The organism is Candidatus Cytomitobacter primus (assembly GCF_008189405.1).
Taxonomy (GTDB): Bacteria; Pseudomonadota; Alphaproteobacteria; order CAJXXZ01; family 1604HC; genus Cytomitobacter; species Cytomitobacter primus.
Genome location: NZ_CP043316.1, coordinates 56,024 through 72,767, shown reverse-complemented (window position 1 = coordinate 72,767; position 16,744 = coordinate 56,024). Strand labels below are relative to the sequence as shown.

At 32.5% G+C, this 16,744-nt stretch carries 12 protein-coding genes and 1 tRNA gene; 4 read left to right on the top strand and 9 right to left on the bottom strand.

The features are described 5' to 3' along the window. Nucleotides 1–62: 62 nt before the first annotated feature. The 8 genes from rpoC to FZC34_RS00290 form a co-directional block, all read right to left on the bottom strand. Nucleotides 63–8,201 (bottom strand): DNA-directed RNA polymerase subunit beta', encoded by an 8,139-nt coding sequence (gene rpoC, locus FZC34_RS00325; protein ID WP_148971487.1) that lies wholly within the window; start codon nucleotides 8,199–8,201, stop codon nucleotides 63–65. Between the two features lie 95 nt (nucleotides 8,202–8,296). After that, complete coding sequence (gene rplL / locus FZC34_RS00320) at nucleotides 8,297–8,659, bottom strand: 50S ribosomal protein L7/L12 (RefSeq protein WP_148971486.1); 363 nt, start codon at nucleotides 8,657–8,659, stop codon at nucleotides 8,297–8,299. Nucleotides 8,660–8,662: 3 nt separating this feature from the next. Next, nucleotides 8,663–9,145, bottom strand: a complete 483-nt coding sequence (gene rplJ / locus FZC34_RS00315; RefSeq protein WP_148971485.1) for a 50S ribosomal protein L10 — start codon at nucleotides 9,143–9,145, stop codon at nucleotides 8,663–8,665. Next, nucleotides 9,142–9,834 (bottom strand): 50S ribosomal protein L1, encoded by a 693-nt coding sequence (rplA, locus tag FZC34_RS00310; protein WP_187440048.1) that lies wholly within the window; start codon nucleotides 9,832–9,834, stop codon nucleotides 9,142–9,144. The genes rplJ and rplA overlap by 4 nt, the downstream gene beginning before the upstream one ends. Nucleotides 9,835–9,879: 45 nt before the next feature. Continuing rightward, nucleotides 9,880–10,407 (bottom strand): uL11 family ribosomal protein, encoded by a 528-nt coding sequence (locus tag FZC34_RS00305; RefSeq protein WP_148971483.1) that lies wholly within the window; start codon nucleotides 10,405–10,407, stop codon nucleotides 9,880–9,882. Continuing rightward, complete coding sequence (nusG, locus tag FZC34_RS00300) at nucleotides 10,407–11,147, bottom strand: transcription termination/antitermination protein NusG (protein ID WP_148971482.1); 741 nt, start codon at nucleotides 11,145–11,147, stop codon at nucleotides 10,407–10,409. Before nusG ends, FZC34_RS00305 begins: the two co-directional genes overlap by 1 nt. Continuing rightward, on the bottom strand, nucleotides 11,140–11,343 hold the full coding sequence (gene secE / locus FZC34_RS00295) for a preprotein translocase subunit SecE (RefSeq protein WP_148971481.1): 204 nt from the start codon (nucleotides 11,341–11,343) through the stop codon (nucleotides 11,140–11,142). Before secE ends, nusG begins: the two co-directional genes overlap by 8 nt. A gap of 15 nt (nucleotides 11,344–11,358) precedes the next feature. Next, nucleotides 11,359–11,431 (bottom strand) — tRNA-Trp (locus FZC34_RS00290). Nucleotides 11,432–11,543: 112 nt separating this feature from the next. On the opposite strand from FZC34_RS00290, the gene FZC34_RS00285 reads away from it, so the two are divergent. From FZC34_RS00285 to tssK, 3 genes are read left to right on the top strand one after another with little or no spacing between them, the layout of a single operon-like run. Further along, nucleotides 11,544–12,005 (top strand): hypothetical protein, encoded by a 462-nt coding sequence (locus tag FZC34_RS00285; protein ID WP_148971480.1) that lies wholly within the window; start codon nucleotides 11,544–11,546, stop codon nucleotides 12,003–12,005. After that, nucleotides 12,002–12,502: a hypothetical protein gene (locus FZC34_RS00280; protein WP_148971479.1), complete on the top strand. Its 501-nt coding sequence runs from the start codon at nucleotides 12,002–12,004 to the stop codon at nucleotides 12,500–12,502. Before FZC34_RS00285 ends, FZC34_RS00280 begins: the two co-directional genes overlap by 4 nt. Beyond that, a complete protein-coding gene (gene tssK / locus FZC34_RS00275) occupies nucleotides 12,499–13,791 on the top strand; it encodes a type VI secretion system baseplate subunit TssK (protein WP_148971478.1) in 1,293 nt (430 codons plus the stop codon). Before FZC34_RS00280 ends, tssK begins: the two co-directional genes overlap by 4 nt. A 12-nt stretch (nucleotides 13,792–13,803) precedes the next feature. On the opposite strand, the gene FZC34_RS00270 is transcribed toward tssK, so the two are convergent. Further along, nucleotides 13,804–15,012 (bottom strand): MFS transporter, encoded by a 1,209-nt coding sequence (locus tag FZC34_RS00270; RefSeq protein WP_148971477.1) that lies wholly within the window; start codon nucleotides 15,010–15,012, stop codon nucleotides 13,804–13,806. 198 nt (nucleotides 15,013–15,210) lie between these two features. Here FZC34_RS00270 and FZC34_RS00265 point away from each other — a divergent pair, with 198 nt between their 5' ends. Beyond that, nucleotides 15,211–16,677: an ATP-binding cassette domain-containing protein gene (locus FZC34_RS00265; protein WP_148971476.1), complete on the top strand. Its 1,467-nt coding sequence runs from the start codon at nucleotides 15,211–15,213 to the stop codon at nucleotides 16,675–16,677. Nucleotides 16,678–16,744 lie beyond the last annotated feature (67 nt).

Below are 16,744 nucleotides of genomic sequence, written 5' to 3'. Positions count from 1 at the left end.
AATTAATCTGCATATAATTTGCAGATTGATCATGTGATCATGCAATCATTTGCAGACATGAATCATTCTGCAGATGCAGTTAGGAAATCTTTTTGAAGCTCTTCTTTCCATCCTGTTTCGAGTCTTCTTACAAAAGCACCAGTTCCAGCTGGAATAAGCATTCCAGCCATAATGCTCTCATTAATACCAGTAATCCAATCTATATCATTAAACAACGCAGCATTAGTCAACACTCTTGCAGTGTCTTGGAACGATGCAGCTGATAAGAATGAACTTCCAGCAGATGTGGAAATCTTAGTAATACCCTGTAATATTCTTCTGAATCTAATAGGAGCTTTACCATTTGTAATTAATATTTCATTAATTGAATTCAATTTTTTAATATCAACTATATCTCCAATCAAGAAAGAGCTAGATGAAGGATCTAGAACCTCTCCTTGGCTCAACATTCGTCTCAGAATAATTTCAATATGCTTATCATTAATAGTAATACCTTGCATTCTATACACTTGCTGTACTTCTTCTATGAAATCATGGGACATTTCTTCAGCACCTAATATTCTTAACATATCATGATGCGAAACATGTCCATCAACCAGGATTTGTCCTTTCTTTACTATATCTCCTGTTTGAGCAAGTATATATCTATCTTTTGCTGCAATATATTCTTTTTCAGAGCCATCACTTAATGATGTCACAATTATCTTTTTCTTTGATCTATAATCTTTACCAAAACTTACTCTACCATCTTCTTCATTCAAAATAGCCAAAGATTTAGGACTTCTAGCTTCAAACAATTCTTCAATTCTAGGAAGACCACCAACAATATCTCTTGTTTTCAAGGCTCCTTGACTTCGTGTAGCAATAACATCTCCAATTTCAACATATTCTTTATCTATTACTAAAATAACATCATTAATGGACAAACTATAATAGTATTCTTTATCACTATTGCCTAATTCAATTTTCAATGCAGGTTGCAAATTAGCTTTTTTAGATACAGCATTCCAATCACTAACAGTATAGTTTTGTGATCCTGTGGACTCATCCATTGAAGCTTTCAAAGAAATTCCTTCAATCAGATCATGATAAACTAAATTACCTGATGCTTCGGCCAAAATTGGAGTGTTATATGGATCCCACTCAGCAATTCTAAATCCAGCTTCCACTGCATCTTGATCTTTTACAAATATCTTAGATCCATATGGCAAATTATAGGCAAATGTCTTTTTAGCAGATTTAACTTTTAGCTCATTATTTCTACTCATCACAATTCCATAATCGCCTTTATTAACTATTTTAATATCATTCATTATGATTGTTACATTTTCAGAAGCATCAATGAAAGAATCTTCAGAAATATTCTGAGCAGCTCCACCATAATGGAAGGTACGCATAGTCAACTGAGTTCCAGGCTCACCAATTGATTGAGCAGCAACCACACCAACAGATTCTCCATCTTGCACCATAGTAGGTTTAGCCTTAGATAAGTCATAACCATAACATTTCACACAAACAGTACTATCCATATTTTCACAAGAAACTGGAGATCTGGTTTCTACTTCTTCAATACCGTATTCTTCAATTTCTCTTGCAAGATCTCTTGTTACAATTGTTCCAGATTCTATAACAACTTCATTTCCATCTCTCTCTAGAATCACATTTTTAGACAAAGTTCTTCCATAAAGTTGATCACGTAATGAAACTACTGTTCTACCCGATTGCATAATAGCTTTCATCATAATACCTTTAGAAGTTCCACAATCTTCATGATGCACGACACAATCTTGAGCAACTCCAACCAATCTTCTAGTTAAGTAACCAGAGTTTGCAGTTTTCAAAGCCATATCCACAAGCCCTTTTCGACCACCTTCTGAAGCATAAAGAAATTCTGGAACTGTCAAACCTTCTTTAAAGCTATTCTTAACTGGATCTTCCTGAATAGAACCATCAGACCTAGCAATCAAACCACGCATTCCGGCAATCTGCCTAATCTGCATGGCAGAACCTCTAGCTCCTGAATCTGACATCATAAATACAGAGTTTAATTGATCATCTTTTATAGCAGACATTCTATCCATCATGATTTCAGCAACAGCATCAGCACATTTAGACCATGCGCTTGTAACTTTGTTATGCCTTTCTCCATTAGTAATAATACCTTCCATGTATTGCTTACGATATTCTTCAACTAATTGCTCTGTCTTAGCTATCAAATCATGCTTCTCTTCTGGAACAATCAAATCATCTTTACCAAAAGAAGATCCAGACATAGTTGCATATAAGAACCCAAGATTCATAAATTCATCTAAGAATTTAACAGCTACATCTTTCTCACAATGCTCATAAATTGTTTCTACAAGCTCAGAAATTGATGATGTATTCAACGCTTTATTGATCATGTCAAATCCAATCTTTGGATGCTTTGGAGTAATTTCATACACCTTTAAACGACCCAATGATGTTAACACCATCCTAGATTTATCACCTTCTTCAATTTCAACTCTAATAGGAGTTCCAATATTAATATGACCACTCTCTAATGCATGCTCTGCTTCTGCAATATCACGGACGATTGCTTTTGGATCATCAGACAGCATAAGAGTTAAATAGTACAACCCTAACACCATATCTTTTGATGGTTTCACAATTGCCTTACCATTTGAAGGATTCAAAAGACAGTTAGTAGACATCATTAATACTCTTGCTTCAATTTGGGCTTCAATAGACAAAGGAATATGAATAGCCATTTGGTCACCATCAAAGTCAGCGTTATATGCTGTACATACCAATGGATGCAACCTGATTGCTTTACCATTAACAAGAACAGGGTTAAACGCCTGAATACCTAACCTATGCAGGGTAGGAGCTCTATTCAAAAGAACAGGATGATCCTGAATACATTCAGCAAGAACATCCCATACCTCTGGTCTCTTATGCTCAACCATATGCTTTGCAGATTTATATGTAGGAGCAAAACCTCTTAATTCTAATCTTGCGATTACAAAAGGCTTAAATAGCTCAAGCGCCATATCTTTAGGCACACCACATTGATCTAACCTTAATTCAGGACCAACAACAATAACTGAACGTCCAGAATAGTCAACTCTCTTACCAAGAAGGTTTTGTCTAAACATTCCTCGCTTACCCTTTAATGAATATGCAAGTGATTTATACTCTCTCTTACTATTCAAATGCATAATAGGTCTGCTTTTTCTCTCATTATCAAATAATGCATCAACAGATTCTTGCAACATTCGAATTTCATTTCTCAAAATTACTAATGGAGCATTCAAAGCAAGTAATCTCTTTAGTCTATTATTTCTATTGATAACCCTTCTATACAAATCATTCACATCAGATGAAGCAAATCTACCACCATCTAACACAACTAATGGCCTCAATTCAGGAGGCAAAATAGGAAGTACTCTAATAATACAAAGTTCAGGCCTTGTGTTTGATTTATAGAAACCTTCAAGGATTTTCAATTTCCTAATCAAGCTCTTTCTCTTTGACTCATTAGGATTTTCACTCAATTCTTCATTGATTTCACTAATCTCTTCTCCAAGATTAATTTCTTTCAATAGTTTTTCTAATGACTCAGCCCCTGTATCAGCTTCAAATCCTTCATCTTCATATTCTTCTACAATAGAATTATATTCTAATTCACTTAATAGAGTTCCTTTCGCATAAGGTGATGTTGCTGGCTCAATAACCAAATATTTCTCAAAGTTTAGAACTGCTTCTAGGTCTTTAGCAGACAATCCAAGCATAATACCAATTCTACTTGGCAAAGATTTAGCAAACCACATATGAGCAATAGGAGCAGCAAGATTAACATGCCCCATTCTCTCTCTTCTTACGCGTGAAACTGTAACTTCAACTCCACATTTTTCACAAACAACTCCACGATATTTAATTTTCTTATATTTACCGCATAAGCATTCATAATCTTTAATAGGACCAAAAATACGAGCCGAGAACAAACCATCTGGATCAGGCTTTAGAGTTCTGTAATGAATTGTTTCTGCTCTTGTCACTTCACCATAAGACCATTGACTTACTTTCTCTGGCCCTGCAATAGAAATTCTCAATGCGTCTAAATTATGCAAGTTATTCAAATCTTGCTCAACCAAAGTTCCATCAACAGAAACCAAACATTCAACATTCAAACATAGAGATCTTAGTGAGTATAACAATACACGGAAAGATTCTGGAACACCTTGTTGGTCAAACACATCATATCCTTGACTAATAGCTTCAAAAACTCTCATACGCCCTAGAGGATCATCAGATTTTGCGTTCAAGCACTCTCTAATTGTATATGCTGCACCATATCCTTGAAGTGCCCACACCTCCATTTCTCCGAACCTTTGTCCACCGAAATTAGATTTACCACCAAGCGGCTGCTGTGTAATAAGACTGTAAGGCCCAACAGATCTAGCATGAATTTTCTCATCCACAAAGTGATGCAACTGCATAATGTACATGATTCCAACTGTAACTTTTCTATCAAAAGGCAAACCGGTATATCCATCATATAGGACCTCTTGACCAGAAGAATCGCATCCTGATAATTCAAGCATTTTCGAAATATGATCAACACTAGCACCATCAAAAGCAGGACAACTAAACGGAACTCCGTTTTTCAAATTTCCTGAGAAATCAATAATTTCATCATCTGTTTTAGATTGTACTTCTGGATTATTTTCATAAATTTGGTCAACAAACTCTCTTAATTCACCAACAGATTTTTGTCCAGATTTAACTTCAGATAACATTCCATCTATCTTCTTACCTAAGTTAAATGATGCCCAACCTAAGTGAGTTTCTAAGATCTGACCAAGATTCATACGAGAAGAAATACCCAAAGAACTGAAAATCAAATCTACAGGTTCTCCATTTTCTGTATAAGGCATATCTTCTAAGTTAAGAACTCTAGCAATAACACCTTTATTACCATGTCGTCCAGCAATTTTATCTCCAGGTTGCAACTTTCTCTTAACAGCTAAGAACACCTGCACAGTAACCATAATACCAGAAACCAAATCATCTCCAGCACTTATCTTTTTATCTTCTTTTTGGAACTTCTTAGTTATAATATTAATTCTATCTGAGTATGACTGCATAATATCCAAGATATTTTGTGAAGGATTCTTAATGATATCAGGAACAAGCATTAAGTTGATTTCTTCTAATATTTCTTTATTTAAAGCATCACCAACAGCAAATTTTCCTACTTTTTTGCGCAATACCTCTCCATCAATAGCTTTGCATAATTTATCTACAAAACAATCTTTCAGCACATTTAATTCTATAGTTTTTTGCGCTTGAAGCTTTCTCAAAAGCTCGTGTTCAATAACAAGAGCTCTTTCATTTTTTTCCATACCTTTTCTAGTGAAAACACGCACATCAATAACTGTACCTTCCACTCCAGGAGGAACACGCAATGAACTATCTTTAACGTCACAAGCTCTATCACCAAAAATCGCTCTTAACAATCTTTCATCAGCACTTGCTGGCCCTTCAGCTTTAGGTGTAACTCTACCAACAAGAACATCTCCACCCTTAACATTAGCACCGATATTAACAATTCCACTCTCATCAAGATGCATCAAGAATTCTTCATTAACTCTTGGGATATCTCTTGTGATTTGCTCAATTCCCTGTTTAATCTCACGAGCTGAAACTTCATATTTCTCTAGATGAACAGATGAAAAATCATTAACTAACTTCGAAGAAATCAAAACAGCATCTTCGTAGTTTCCACCTCTCCATGATAGAAAGGCAATTTTCACATTTTTTCCAAGCGCAAGATCACCTTTATCCATTGAAGAACCTTCAGCAATAAGCTCATCAGTTTTCACATATTGCCCAACAGATACTATAGGCCTTTGGTTAATACATGTACCATCATTTGTTTTTTCAAATTTTCTCAAATTATATACATCTAAATCTGAATCATCAGTTTTAATCATAATAGAAGAAGAATCTACTCTAACAACTTCACCAGCACGTTTAGCTTGTATTACCACAGCAGAACCATACACAACAGATTTCTCAACTCCAGTACCAATCAATGGAGAATCAGGCTCAATAAGCGGAACAGCCTGACGTTGCATGTTTGCTCCCATCAACGCTCTACCAGCATCATTATGATCAACAAAAGGAATCAAAGATGATGCAACAGAAATAATCTGTTTAGGTGAAACATCTATGTATTGAACTTTTGATGGATCAACAATTACATAGTCATTATTAAATCTACACTTCACAGAGCTTGCTTTAATCTTATTATTATCATCTAAAATATCTGGATCAGCATGCGCAATAATGTGCTTCTTATCTTCAGAAGCAGAGAAATACACAATCTCTGACTTCACTTCTCCATCAACAACTGGATGATATGGAGTTTCAATAAATCCAAATTTGTTTATCTTACCAAAAATAGAAAGAGAATTAATTAATCCAATGTTTTGCCCTTCAGGAGTTTCAACAGGACAAATTCTTCCATAATGGGTAGCATGCAAACCTCTAGCTTCTAGCACTGATCTTTCTCTGCTAATACCACCAGGTCCAAATGCAGACAAACGCCTCTTATGACTTATTTCTGAAAGTGGGTTGGTTTGATCCATAAATTGAGAGAATTGTGAAGTACAGAAGAATTCACGAATCACTCCTGTAAATGATTTAGAGTGAGCAATCAAATCAGACGGCATCAAAGATTCTAAATCAACGCCACTCATTTTATCTTTAACAGATTTCAAGAATCTTCCCATTGCAAGCCTACATTGATTTTCAACTAACTCTCCAACAGATCTAACTCTTCTATTCTCTAAGCTATCTATATCATCTACTGACTCTTCGCCTTTTTTCAATCTTATTAAAGATTTAATTGTAGATAAAATATCAATTTTTGTTAAAGTAAGGCAATCTAGAGGCAAATTCAAACCAAGTTTTTGATTTAGCTTAACACGCCCAACTTCTGATAAATTATAGTAATCTTGATCAGAGAAAATGGATTTGTACAATGCATATACAACATCAACTTTCACCCTCTCGCCTGGCCTCATTGTATTGTATAGAACAACCATAGCTTCAATACGGTTTTTATAATTATACGATCTCATAGAATCTATAACGTAAGGAGTGTTATAATTTCCATCTATAATCACACCTTTAAAAGAAGTTATTCCGTGCTCTATTAGATTTTCATACAATACAACATCACTAACTTTAACTTCTTCATTAATATCATGAGTTAAATAAATATCTGTAAATTCATCTTTATTAATCAAAAGAGATTTTGTACTTTTATCTCCTAGTTTTTTAATAAATCCTTTAGTAATTAAATCTCCAGATTTCAGGATAATTCCACCTGTAGTTGCGTCTAAGATATCAAAATCAAACTTAGAACCAATCCATTTATTCCAATCTAAATTAAATTTAAGCCCATTTTCCACAACACTAAATTCAGTAATATCATAAAATTCATTTAAGATTTCATTTTTTGACATTCCAGGATCTTTAGCAGAAACATCATTTTCACCCAAAGACATCAAAAGTGCCATAAGAGGTATTTTCTTGTTTTTATCTATTCTAATGTACATCAGGTTACTAGAATCAAACTCAACATCAATCCAAGACCCTCTATAAGGAATAATTCTAGCAATATGGATATCATAAGATGGCCCAACTGTATTTGTTTTTTTCTCAATATCAAGGAAAATTCCTGGAGATCTATGCATTTGAGAAACCACAACTCTTTCAGTACCATTAATAATAAAGGTTCCGAAATCTGTCATGAAAGGCATATCGCCTATATAAACACTTTGCTCTCTTACATCTTTTACAAATGTTTTTCCATCTTCATCAACATCATGAACAATAAGCCTTAATAAGATGCTAATAACTCCACTATAAGTTAAGCCTTTTCTTTTGCACTCTACAGCACTAAATACAGGCTCACTAACACCATAACCACAAAATTCTAACTTTAAAATTCCAGAAAGACCAACGATAGGAAAAAACTCTCTTAATACAAGTTGAAGCCCTTTATTTGCCCTTTTTTCAGGCAGCATATTAAGCTGCAAAAATTCATCATAAGAATCTTTTTGTAACTTGATCAGATCTTCAACAAATAAAGAATCCTCATTAGTTTTTGCAAAAGATTTGCGAACAAAATCTTTATAAATTGACATATTGAATACAACCCCTTTAGATGCGAGAATCACTCGCAATACAATTCAAATCAAATATTTTTAACAATTAATTTATAATAACATTAAAACAAAAATTATTTTAATGCTACTTTAGCTCCAGCTTCCTCAAGAGCTTTTTTGTGAGCTTCAGCATCTTCTTTATTAAATTCACCCAAAGAACTACCTGCATTATCAGCTTTTTCTTTTGCTTCTTTCAATCCAAGACCTGTAATAGCTCTAACAGCTTTAATAACTGCAACTTTTTTATCACCAGTGCTTTCAATCACAACTTCAAATTTAGATTTCTCTTCAACTTGATCAGCTGCTGCCGCTGCAGGAGCCGCAGCTGCTGCCGCAGAAACTCCCCATTTCTCTTCAAGACCACCAACTAATTCCAACAAATCAGAAACTGACATTCCACCTATAGTCTCTAACAATTCATTTTTATTTATATTCATTTTTTATTCCTTCCCTATCTTTTCAGAAGCGAGACTTAAAACTCTCGCAAAATTAGCTACAGGAGCCTGTAACATACCTAATAACATTGCTTTCAATCCATCAACAGATCCAACAGATGCCATCCTATCTACCATAGCTTTATCACAAGTAAAACTATCAATAGATCCACCCTTTGCAACAAATCTACCTTTATATTCTCTTTCGTAACGAGAAATAACTTGAGCTGCTTCTAAAGGATCTCCAGACCCATAAAAAACAACACTAACTTTCTCAAATAAAGGATCAATTTTTAGATCGCTTACAACTCTTTTGGCCAAAGTGTTTTTGATGAACTTCATATTAATATTTGCATATGCAGCATCTAAGCGAATCAAAGATAATTCAGAAACACTTACATTATTTTGCCCATATACATACACATAAGAATTTCCGCTCATATCTTCAGATAAACTTTTAACCAATGCTTCTTTTCTAGCTCTATTCATTTCACATCCCCTGTTTTCACAGCAAGTGATTTTTTATCCAACAAGCAAGATCCTTCTCCCATTGTAGAAGATACAAACAACTCTTTTACAAAAACAACTTTATTAGATGATGGAGCCTTAGACATTATATCTTCTAATAAAGCATGCAAATTAGCTAACAAATCCTCACTAGCAAAGCTTAATTTTCCAATTCCTGCGTGCAAACTACCGCTTGCATCAGATTTATAAACAACCTTACCTTTTTTAAATGACTTTACCAATTCAACTAAATTTGTACCAACAGTACCTGATTTAGGACTAGGCATAAGCTTTTTAGGGCCTAAAATCTTACTAATTTTAGCAAGCATCATCATAGCATCAGGACTAGCAAGACACACATCACAACTAATGCTCCCACTTTTAAATTCATCAACTAAATCTTCAGCTCCAACATAGTCAGCACCTGCATTTTTAATTTCATTGAATTTATCAGCATCAGCACAAAAAACAGCAATCTTAACTTTCTTACCAGTCCCAAAAGGCATCTCTATAGATCCTCGAATACCATTTTGATCAGATTTAGTCTTAGAAGAACCTATATTTAATCTACACCCTAAATCTAAAGTTTCATCAAAATTTCTCTTTTTGCCTTGTTTAATCTGATTTATTGCGGATAAAGCGTCATAGCTTTCTCGTTCACGTTTAGACACAAACACACCAAAACCTTTCAGATAATAATGTTACACTGTATTTTATCATTCTACAACAGTCACATTCATAGATCTTGCAGAACCTGCAATAATCTTTGTAGCAGCTTCAATTGACAAAGCATTTAAATCATTAAACTTAAACTCTGCAATTTCAACTAAATCTTTACAGGTAATAGATCCTACAGGCTTGTCTCTTCCAGCTCTATCACTTCCCTTGCTTATTCCAGCTTTCTGCTTGATCAAATCACTCACAGTCATCTTTAGCACATCAAAAGCAACTTCACCGTTATCAAAAATGAAAACATCTACTGGAAATTTAATCCCAGCAGGAGAGTCTTTTGTAGCAGCATTAAAATCTTTACAAAATTGCATTAAATTCTTTACTTTATGCTGACTCAATGCAGGACCAACTGGAGGGGCTGGACTTGCCTTCCCTCCTTCTAAATGCAATCTAACTCTAGCTTTTGGCTTCTTATTTAATTTTAGAATAGAATCTTTCTTACTCTTCAAAATATCTTTCAAATAATCAGCATTATTAGCAATCTTCTCTGCTATAATATCATTTACGCTCATCATACCTCCATCTTTCTAACTTCAGAAAAAGCAAGCCTTACAGGAATTTCTCTTCCAAGCACAGATAAAGTGACCTTCAACTGCTTGCTATTTTCTTCATCTATTTCCTCTATAGAACCTTTATAATTCTTAAAAGGACCTGCACAAATGTACACAGGATCTCCTATAGAATATGAATGTTTTTGACCTAAATTGCAATCTTCTTGATTTCTTACCTTCATTGCATTTATTTCTTTATCAGAAACAATATTGCTCAAAACACTCACTTTTACTCTTATATTCTTAGCAGCTCTCATAATATGCTCGGAATGCTGTGCTTTGATAAATATATATCCTGGACTCAAACACTCTTGAACTGATTTAGAAGTAGATTGATCAACCCACACTATAGATTCAGATTGAGGAACAAAAACTTCTTCTATTTCTTCATGCATAGCTGCATAATCATCAAACTTTTTACTCACGCTAATTTCATGACTAGAAACAACACCAACAGCATACCAGTGACTTCCCTTAGATTTCAAAACATCATCTACTTTTTGAGAAGAAACAATATCTATGCTCTGTGATATCGCTCTATAGAATTCATCATAAAGAATATCATTTTTGAACTGCACTTCAAACTCATCCAAAGACACAATTCCATATTCAATAAATAACTTTTCATTTTGCTCTAAAAATTCATGAAATTTTTCTTCAAACCCATGTGAAATTTTTATTTTATAAGAAACTTTACGCATTAGCCAATACCCATCTAATAACACTTGAAAAAATAAAATCTACACAGAAAAAAATCACAGAACAAAGTGCAGAAAATATAATAACTAATATCATAGATCCGAATATACTTGATTTATCAGGCCATCTTAGATGCTTCCATTCTAATTTAACTGCGCCTATAAAATTTCTAATTTTTCTAATTTGAGCGAAAATCATAGAATCCTTCCTGAGCAGGAGTGAAGGGTCTCGAACCCCCAACCGTCGGTTTTGGAGACCGATACTCTACCAATTGAGCTACACTCCTATTTGACTTTTGTATTCTAAACCATAACTCAATATATATCAATAAACTATAAGCTATCATGCATTTACAAGCAAAAAATTTACCATTTATAAACATTCAAGCGATATAAAAAATGTTGAAAGTAATGAGAATAATGCAAAATCAAATTTTAAGAAATAGCTTAGGAAAAAAACTACAAACTAGTCCTGCTCAAGGAATAAGGATAGGATTTACGCTATTTTTTGTAATAACAACATTTATTTTTTCGGGATTATCATTTGCTTCTGGTTTTTTATTCAAATCATATTTGGATCAGAAGCAGAAAAATAATATCATAAGCATTAAACAGGAAAAGAAAACAACAACTTCCCCCAAAGACTATGAAATCAGCCTAGGTTCTTTTCATGATAAAATTGATGCTACTGATTTTACAGATAAAATCAATGAATTAAATGCTGTAATCACCAAAACTCCAAATGGATATACTGTGAAATTAAAAGATAAACTCACTTTGAAAGATGCATTAGCAATATCAGAGACAATCAAATCAGAATATAAAATTATTACAACATTAATGAAAAGAGCAGATAAATGAAATTTTTAGCATGCCTTGTTGCAATTTTTTTGATTGGGTGTGAGCAAGATAAAAAGAAAAACTATTCACTACAAACATTCAGTATATTATCTACACAAAATATGAATAATAACTCAGTTGTCAGAGTTGAGTTAGTACAAATTTTCAATCAAATTTTATGGAATATAGTTTCTAAAATGAAAAGCAAACAGTATTTTGAGAATAGAAAATCACTACTTTCTCATAATTCACAACACATGAAAGTATGGTCATTTGAACCTCTCCCTCGCACTGAGCTATCATCTTTCTGCATAGGGAATTGGACACCAATGTGTTATGGATCTATAGTTTTTATGTCTTATAATACAGACAAAAAGAATAGTTTTACATTAACACCTAAAACAAAGCATTTAAATATTGAATTAGGCTTAAATGCACTAAAGAAAATTTCACCTACAAAGAAGAATAATACAAAACTAATACATAGGAATATATACTCAATAGGAGCTGACAAATGAACGCTAAAAAATTAAATTTTTGCCCTTATAAGATTCATTGGTATGAGGGAATGCCTTTATCTCCGCATCATTTCCAACAATCTGATATAACAAATGAAAAGCTTGTATCGTATATTTTATCAAAAACAATGCCACATCATTGGGGTATAATTGATATTGATCTAGACACTATAAATTTAAAGGAAGGTATAATTCACTTAAATAGCATTGAAGCGATCTTGGAAGATAAAAGTATAATTATATTCCCTCTACAAAAAGATGAGCCTATGTCAATTAAATTCAAGGAAAATATACAAAAAAACAAACCATTAAAAATATTTCTAGTCAAACCAAATTCATATCATACATATGAATCTGAATCACATGATCAAAGCTATCAATCAATTCAGATTGATTCTACAGAAGATTATAATAATGGAGAAAATTCTACTTGTGTATTCAAATTAAAACCAATATACAAAATAGCATTTGATGAAGTGCCATTAAATTATACAGGAATACAACTATGTACTATAGTTGACACTAATGCTGGATTCCAAATTGGAACATATGACGCTCCTTGCATTGATGTAAATCTTGCAAAAAACATTATAAAAGAAACAAAGAGACTAATCAAATTATTAAAAGACAAAACAATACATATTAAAAATCAAATTAATATTAATAATAACAAATATAATCCAGCCACAATTAATTCTATTTTCATGCAAGGAATTTTACCTGTTGAACATATTATACATTCTCGCAATAGCCATCCTCAATCACTATTCTCTGCTCTAGTAAATTTAATTGCGCATATCTCAGTGTTTAACTTAGAATCAATATTTCAAGACATTCCTATATATCATCATGCAAACCTATTCAAAAGCTTCCAGCCTATTTTTACATTTATACAAAACATATTAGATGAAATAAAAGAGCCATATTTACTACATGATTTCGAACAAAAAGAATCTGTTTATTTTATGAATGTAGATGAGAAATTAACAAGCGATGAGATATTCCTATTAATTAGCTATGACAATAATGTTGAAACATCTGAGATGAATAAATGGAATAGAGATTGTATTATTGCTAGTGAATCCATGCTAAACACTGCTATAGAAACGCGAGTACTTGGAGTTCAAAGAGAAACCATTGATATGCATAGCAAGTCAGACAAGCAAATCATAATTAAGATAGAATCTTCAGATAGATTTTTCAAAGCTGCAGAAAAACTATGCATTTATAACCCTTCATTATCACACTCTCCAATCTCAATCTCATTAATTGAATTTATTAATGAGTAAAATAAATCTATCTTAACCTTCATCCTCAATGTATTCGATTTTTGGGCTTTTATCTGCAAATATAACTCCTAAACACCCTAATGATGCGCATAGAATCATCCAGAATGGAGGGAATAATATATTGTAATTAACTAATCTTGTACATGCATATAGTGTCGCTCCACCAATTATAGATGTTCCAATACCATAGCATATTGAAATTGATCTATATCTAAATCTTGGAGGGAATAAGTTGAAAGTCAAATTATGTGAAGGGCCAACAAACATTCCTAATAAAGTAACTGTAATAACTGTAGATAAGATAGAATATTTAGGAAGGAAGATCCAGCAAGGGAAAGCCATGCATATTATCAAGATTCCAAAGAATTTCATCATTCGCTTCATATTTAAATGATCGCTAATAAACCCTGATGCAACTACAGAAACTCCATAAATAAAAAAACATACTGTTTGCCATAGAACCATTGAAGAATCCCAATTATTAAGAGATCTAAGATGAGCAAAAGAGAAAACCATAGTATAATAGTACATTCCACCTATCCCTGCTCCAATTCCAATTACAGACAAATATGGATAAATACTTTTAGGAGAGCAATTTTCTCTTGGCTTTTTCTTAAACCCATCTCCTTCTACAATATAAGTACGCATCATCATTCCAATAAACCCTATTGAAGCTCCAATAATAAATGCATATCTCCATCCATTTGGTTCATATTGCACAGCAATATAATTTGCAAGTGAAGCTAAAACCATACCTAAAACAGTTGATGCCCAAGCAATTCCACTTGCAAAACCTGGTCTTTTCCCTAAATGTTCTATTAGAAAAATTGCAGATCCATTTAGATCTCCACCAGCACTCATCGCTTGTAAAATTCTAAATACAAAAACTATATAAATAGACCATACTCCAATACTTGCATAACTTGGAACTAGCCCCATTCCTAATGAAGCAATTGAAATTAATAGAATTGAAAGCATCAATCCCTGCTTACGCCCTATTACATCACCAACATATCCCATTAGAAATGCCCCTAATGGCCTTAATATAGAAGATGCAAATATTAATGCATATCCAAACAATAGGCTCTTTGATCTATCCAAAGATGGGAATAATATAGGAGCAAAAGTCGGCATCATATAAGAGAAAAGCATATAATCGTAATACTCTAACATAGACCCTGAAAGAGTCCAAAATGTAGAGTATATCTTTTTTAAATTCATCAAGAAATCTTAGAGTATTTTTGCATAATATTCAAGTTTATACTAAAAACCTACAAAATATATCTATAAATATATACAATAATATAAAGCTTGCAAGACCATAATGTATATAAATCTGCAAAACCATAAATCATGCAAATCTTCAAATGACATGGCTAAAGTTACATGAAAAAATTAAAACATATATAATGCAGTTACATGAAAAAACTCAGATTATATTACAACTTATTATCTATATATTTTACAAATGCAAATAAGTTTCCCTTACGATTTATTCTAATAATAATCACTATAGCATTTTACAGTTTTTCAAGTGGAATATTGCCATTATTACTACAATATGCTTTTGCAAACCAATCTAAAATAAGCATCTTCTTCATTATACATAACAAGCTATTTGTTAACATTTATCCTCAAATTATAAACTTATTAATATACCCTATAATTAATTCTATAATTAAAGATTCCAAAGAATTCTCGCTCAAAACATATATAAAATCTAATGAAAACAATGTAAAAGAACTTGGGCAAATCAAAAGATTATCGGAACATGTACATAAGATCATTAACTCATCATTTAATATCATCTCTTATGCTTTAGCTTTCTTGATACAATTTAATCTTTTCAGAAATAGCAAAATATATACTTTCCTTCCAGCAATTCCAATTTATTTTATCATCTTTCATTATGGAGTAAAAAAATGGATTCCAATGATCAAATCAGCATACAAAGAGGACGATAATGTAAATTTAAAATCTATATTTACTATTAAATATAAAAATCAATTTCAAAAATCAAATGCATTAATGAATCAAGAAATTGGAGAGTCGCTCAACCAAGAATATAAAGCGTACAATAAGCAAATCCTTTATATAAGATCATTCACACTCATCATTAATATATTAATATACACCTATTTTTCTATTTGGACATACTGTAATTTAGCTTCACTGGATATGGTTCATATTATTTCTGGAAGCATGATGATAAATTGCATTATTAGAATATTCAATGTTTATAGATTTATATTGGGACTTTTGTATGGGATAGAATTAGATTTAACTAAAAACCAAACACATTCAGCAGTGCCTTTCAAAAATATATTAGCTAATAATATAAGCTTTTCTTACAAGGGACGTAGAATCATACAAAACCTATCATTTGAAGTGAAAAGCAATCAGTGGATTAAGATCTCAGGGCAAAATGGATCTGGGAAAACCACATTATGTAAATTAATCGCAGGCATTCTAATTCCTGACAGCGGGTCAATCATCAATGGGCATGTCGATATAAATTTCTGTCTCAATACAGAAAATCAAGATATATGGAAACAGAATATCACTTATAAACCACAAGATTTAATTGTATTTGAATATGAACTGTCACAACTAAAACAAAGTAAAGTATGGCTAAATTTCTTTCCTGAATACAAATATTTACTTGATCAAACTAATTTCAGCTCTGGAGAGCATAACTTTTTAAATATATCTGCTCTCATTATATATGAGCCAAAATGGTTAGTAATATTAGATGAATCATTAGACTGCATAGATGAGGTCAAAAGAGAAAAATTACTACGATTCCTACAAAAACACTGCAAGAATTTAATTGCAGTCACTCAACATAACATGGAACACGACTACGAAATAAAATTATCCATTTAAAAAGCTCAAAAAAACTTAATATATGAATAATGGGCGCATTCAGTTAAATAATGTATTCAGATTTTCA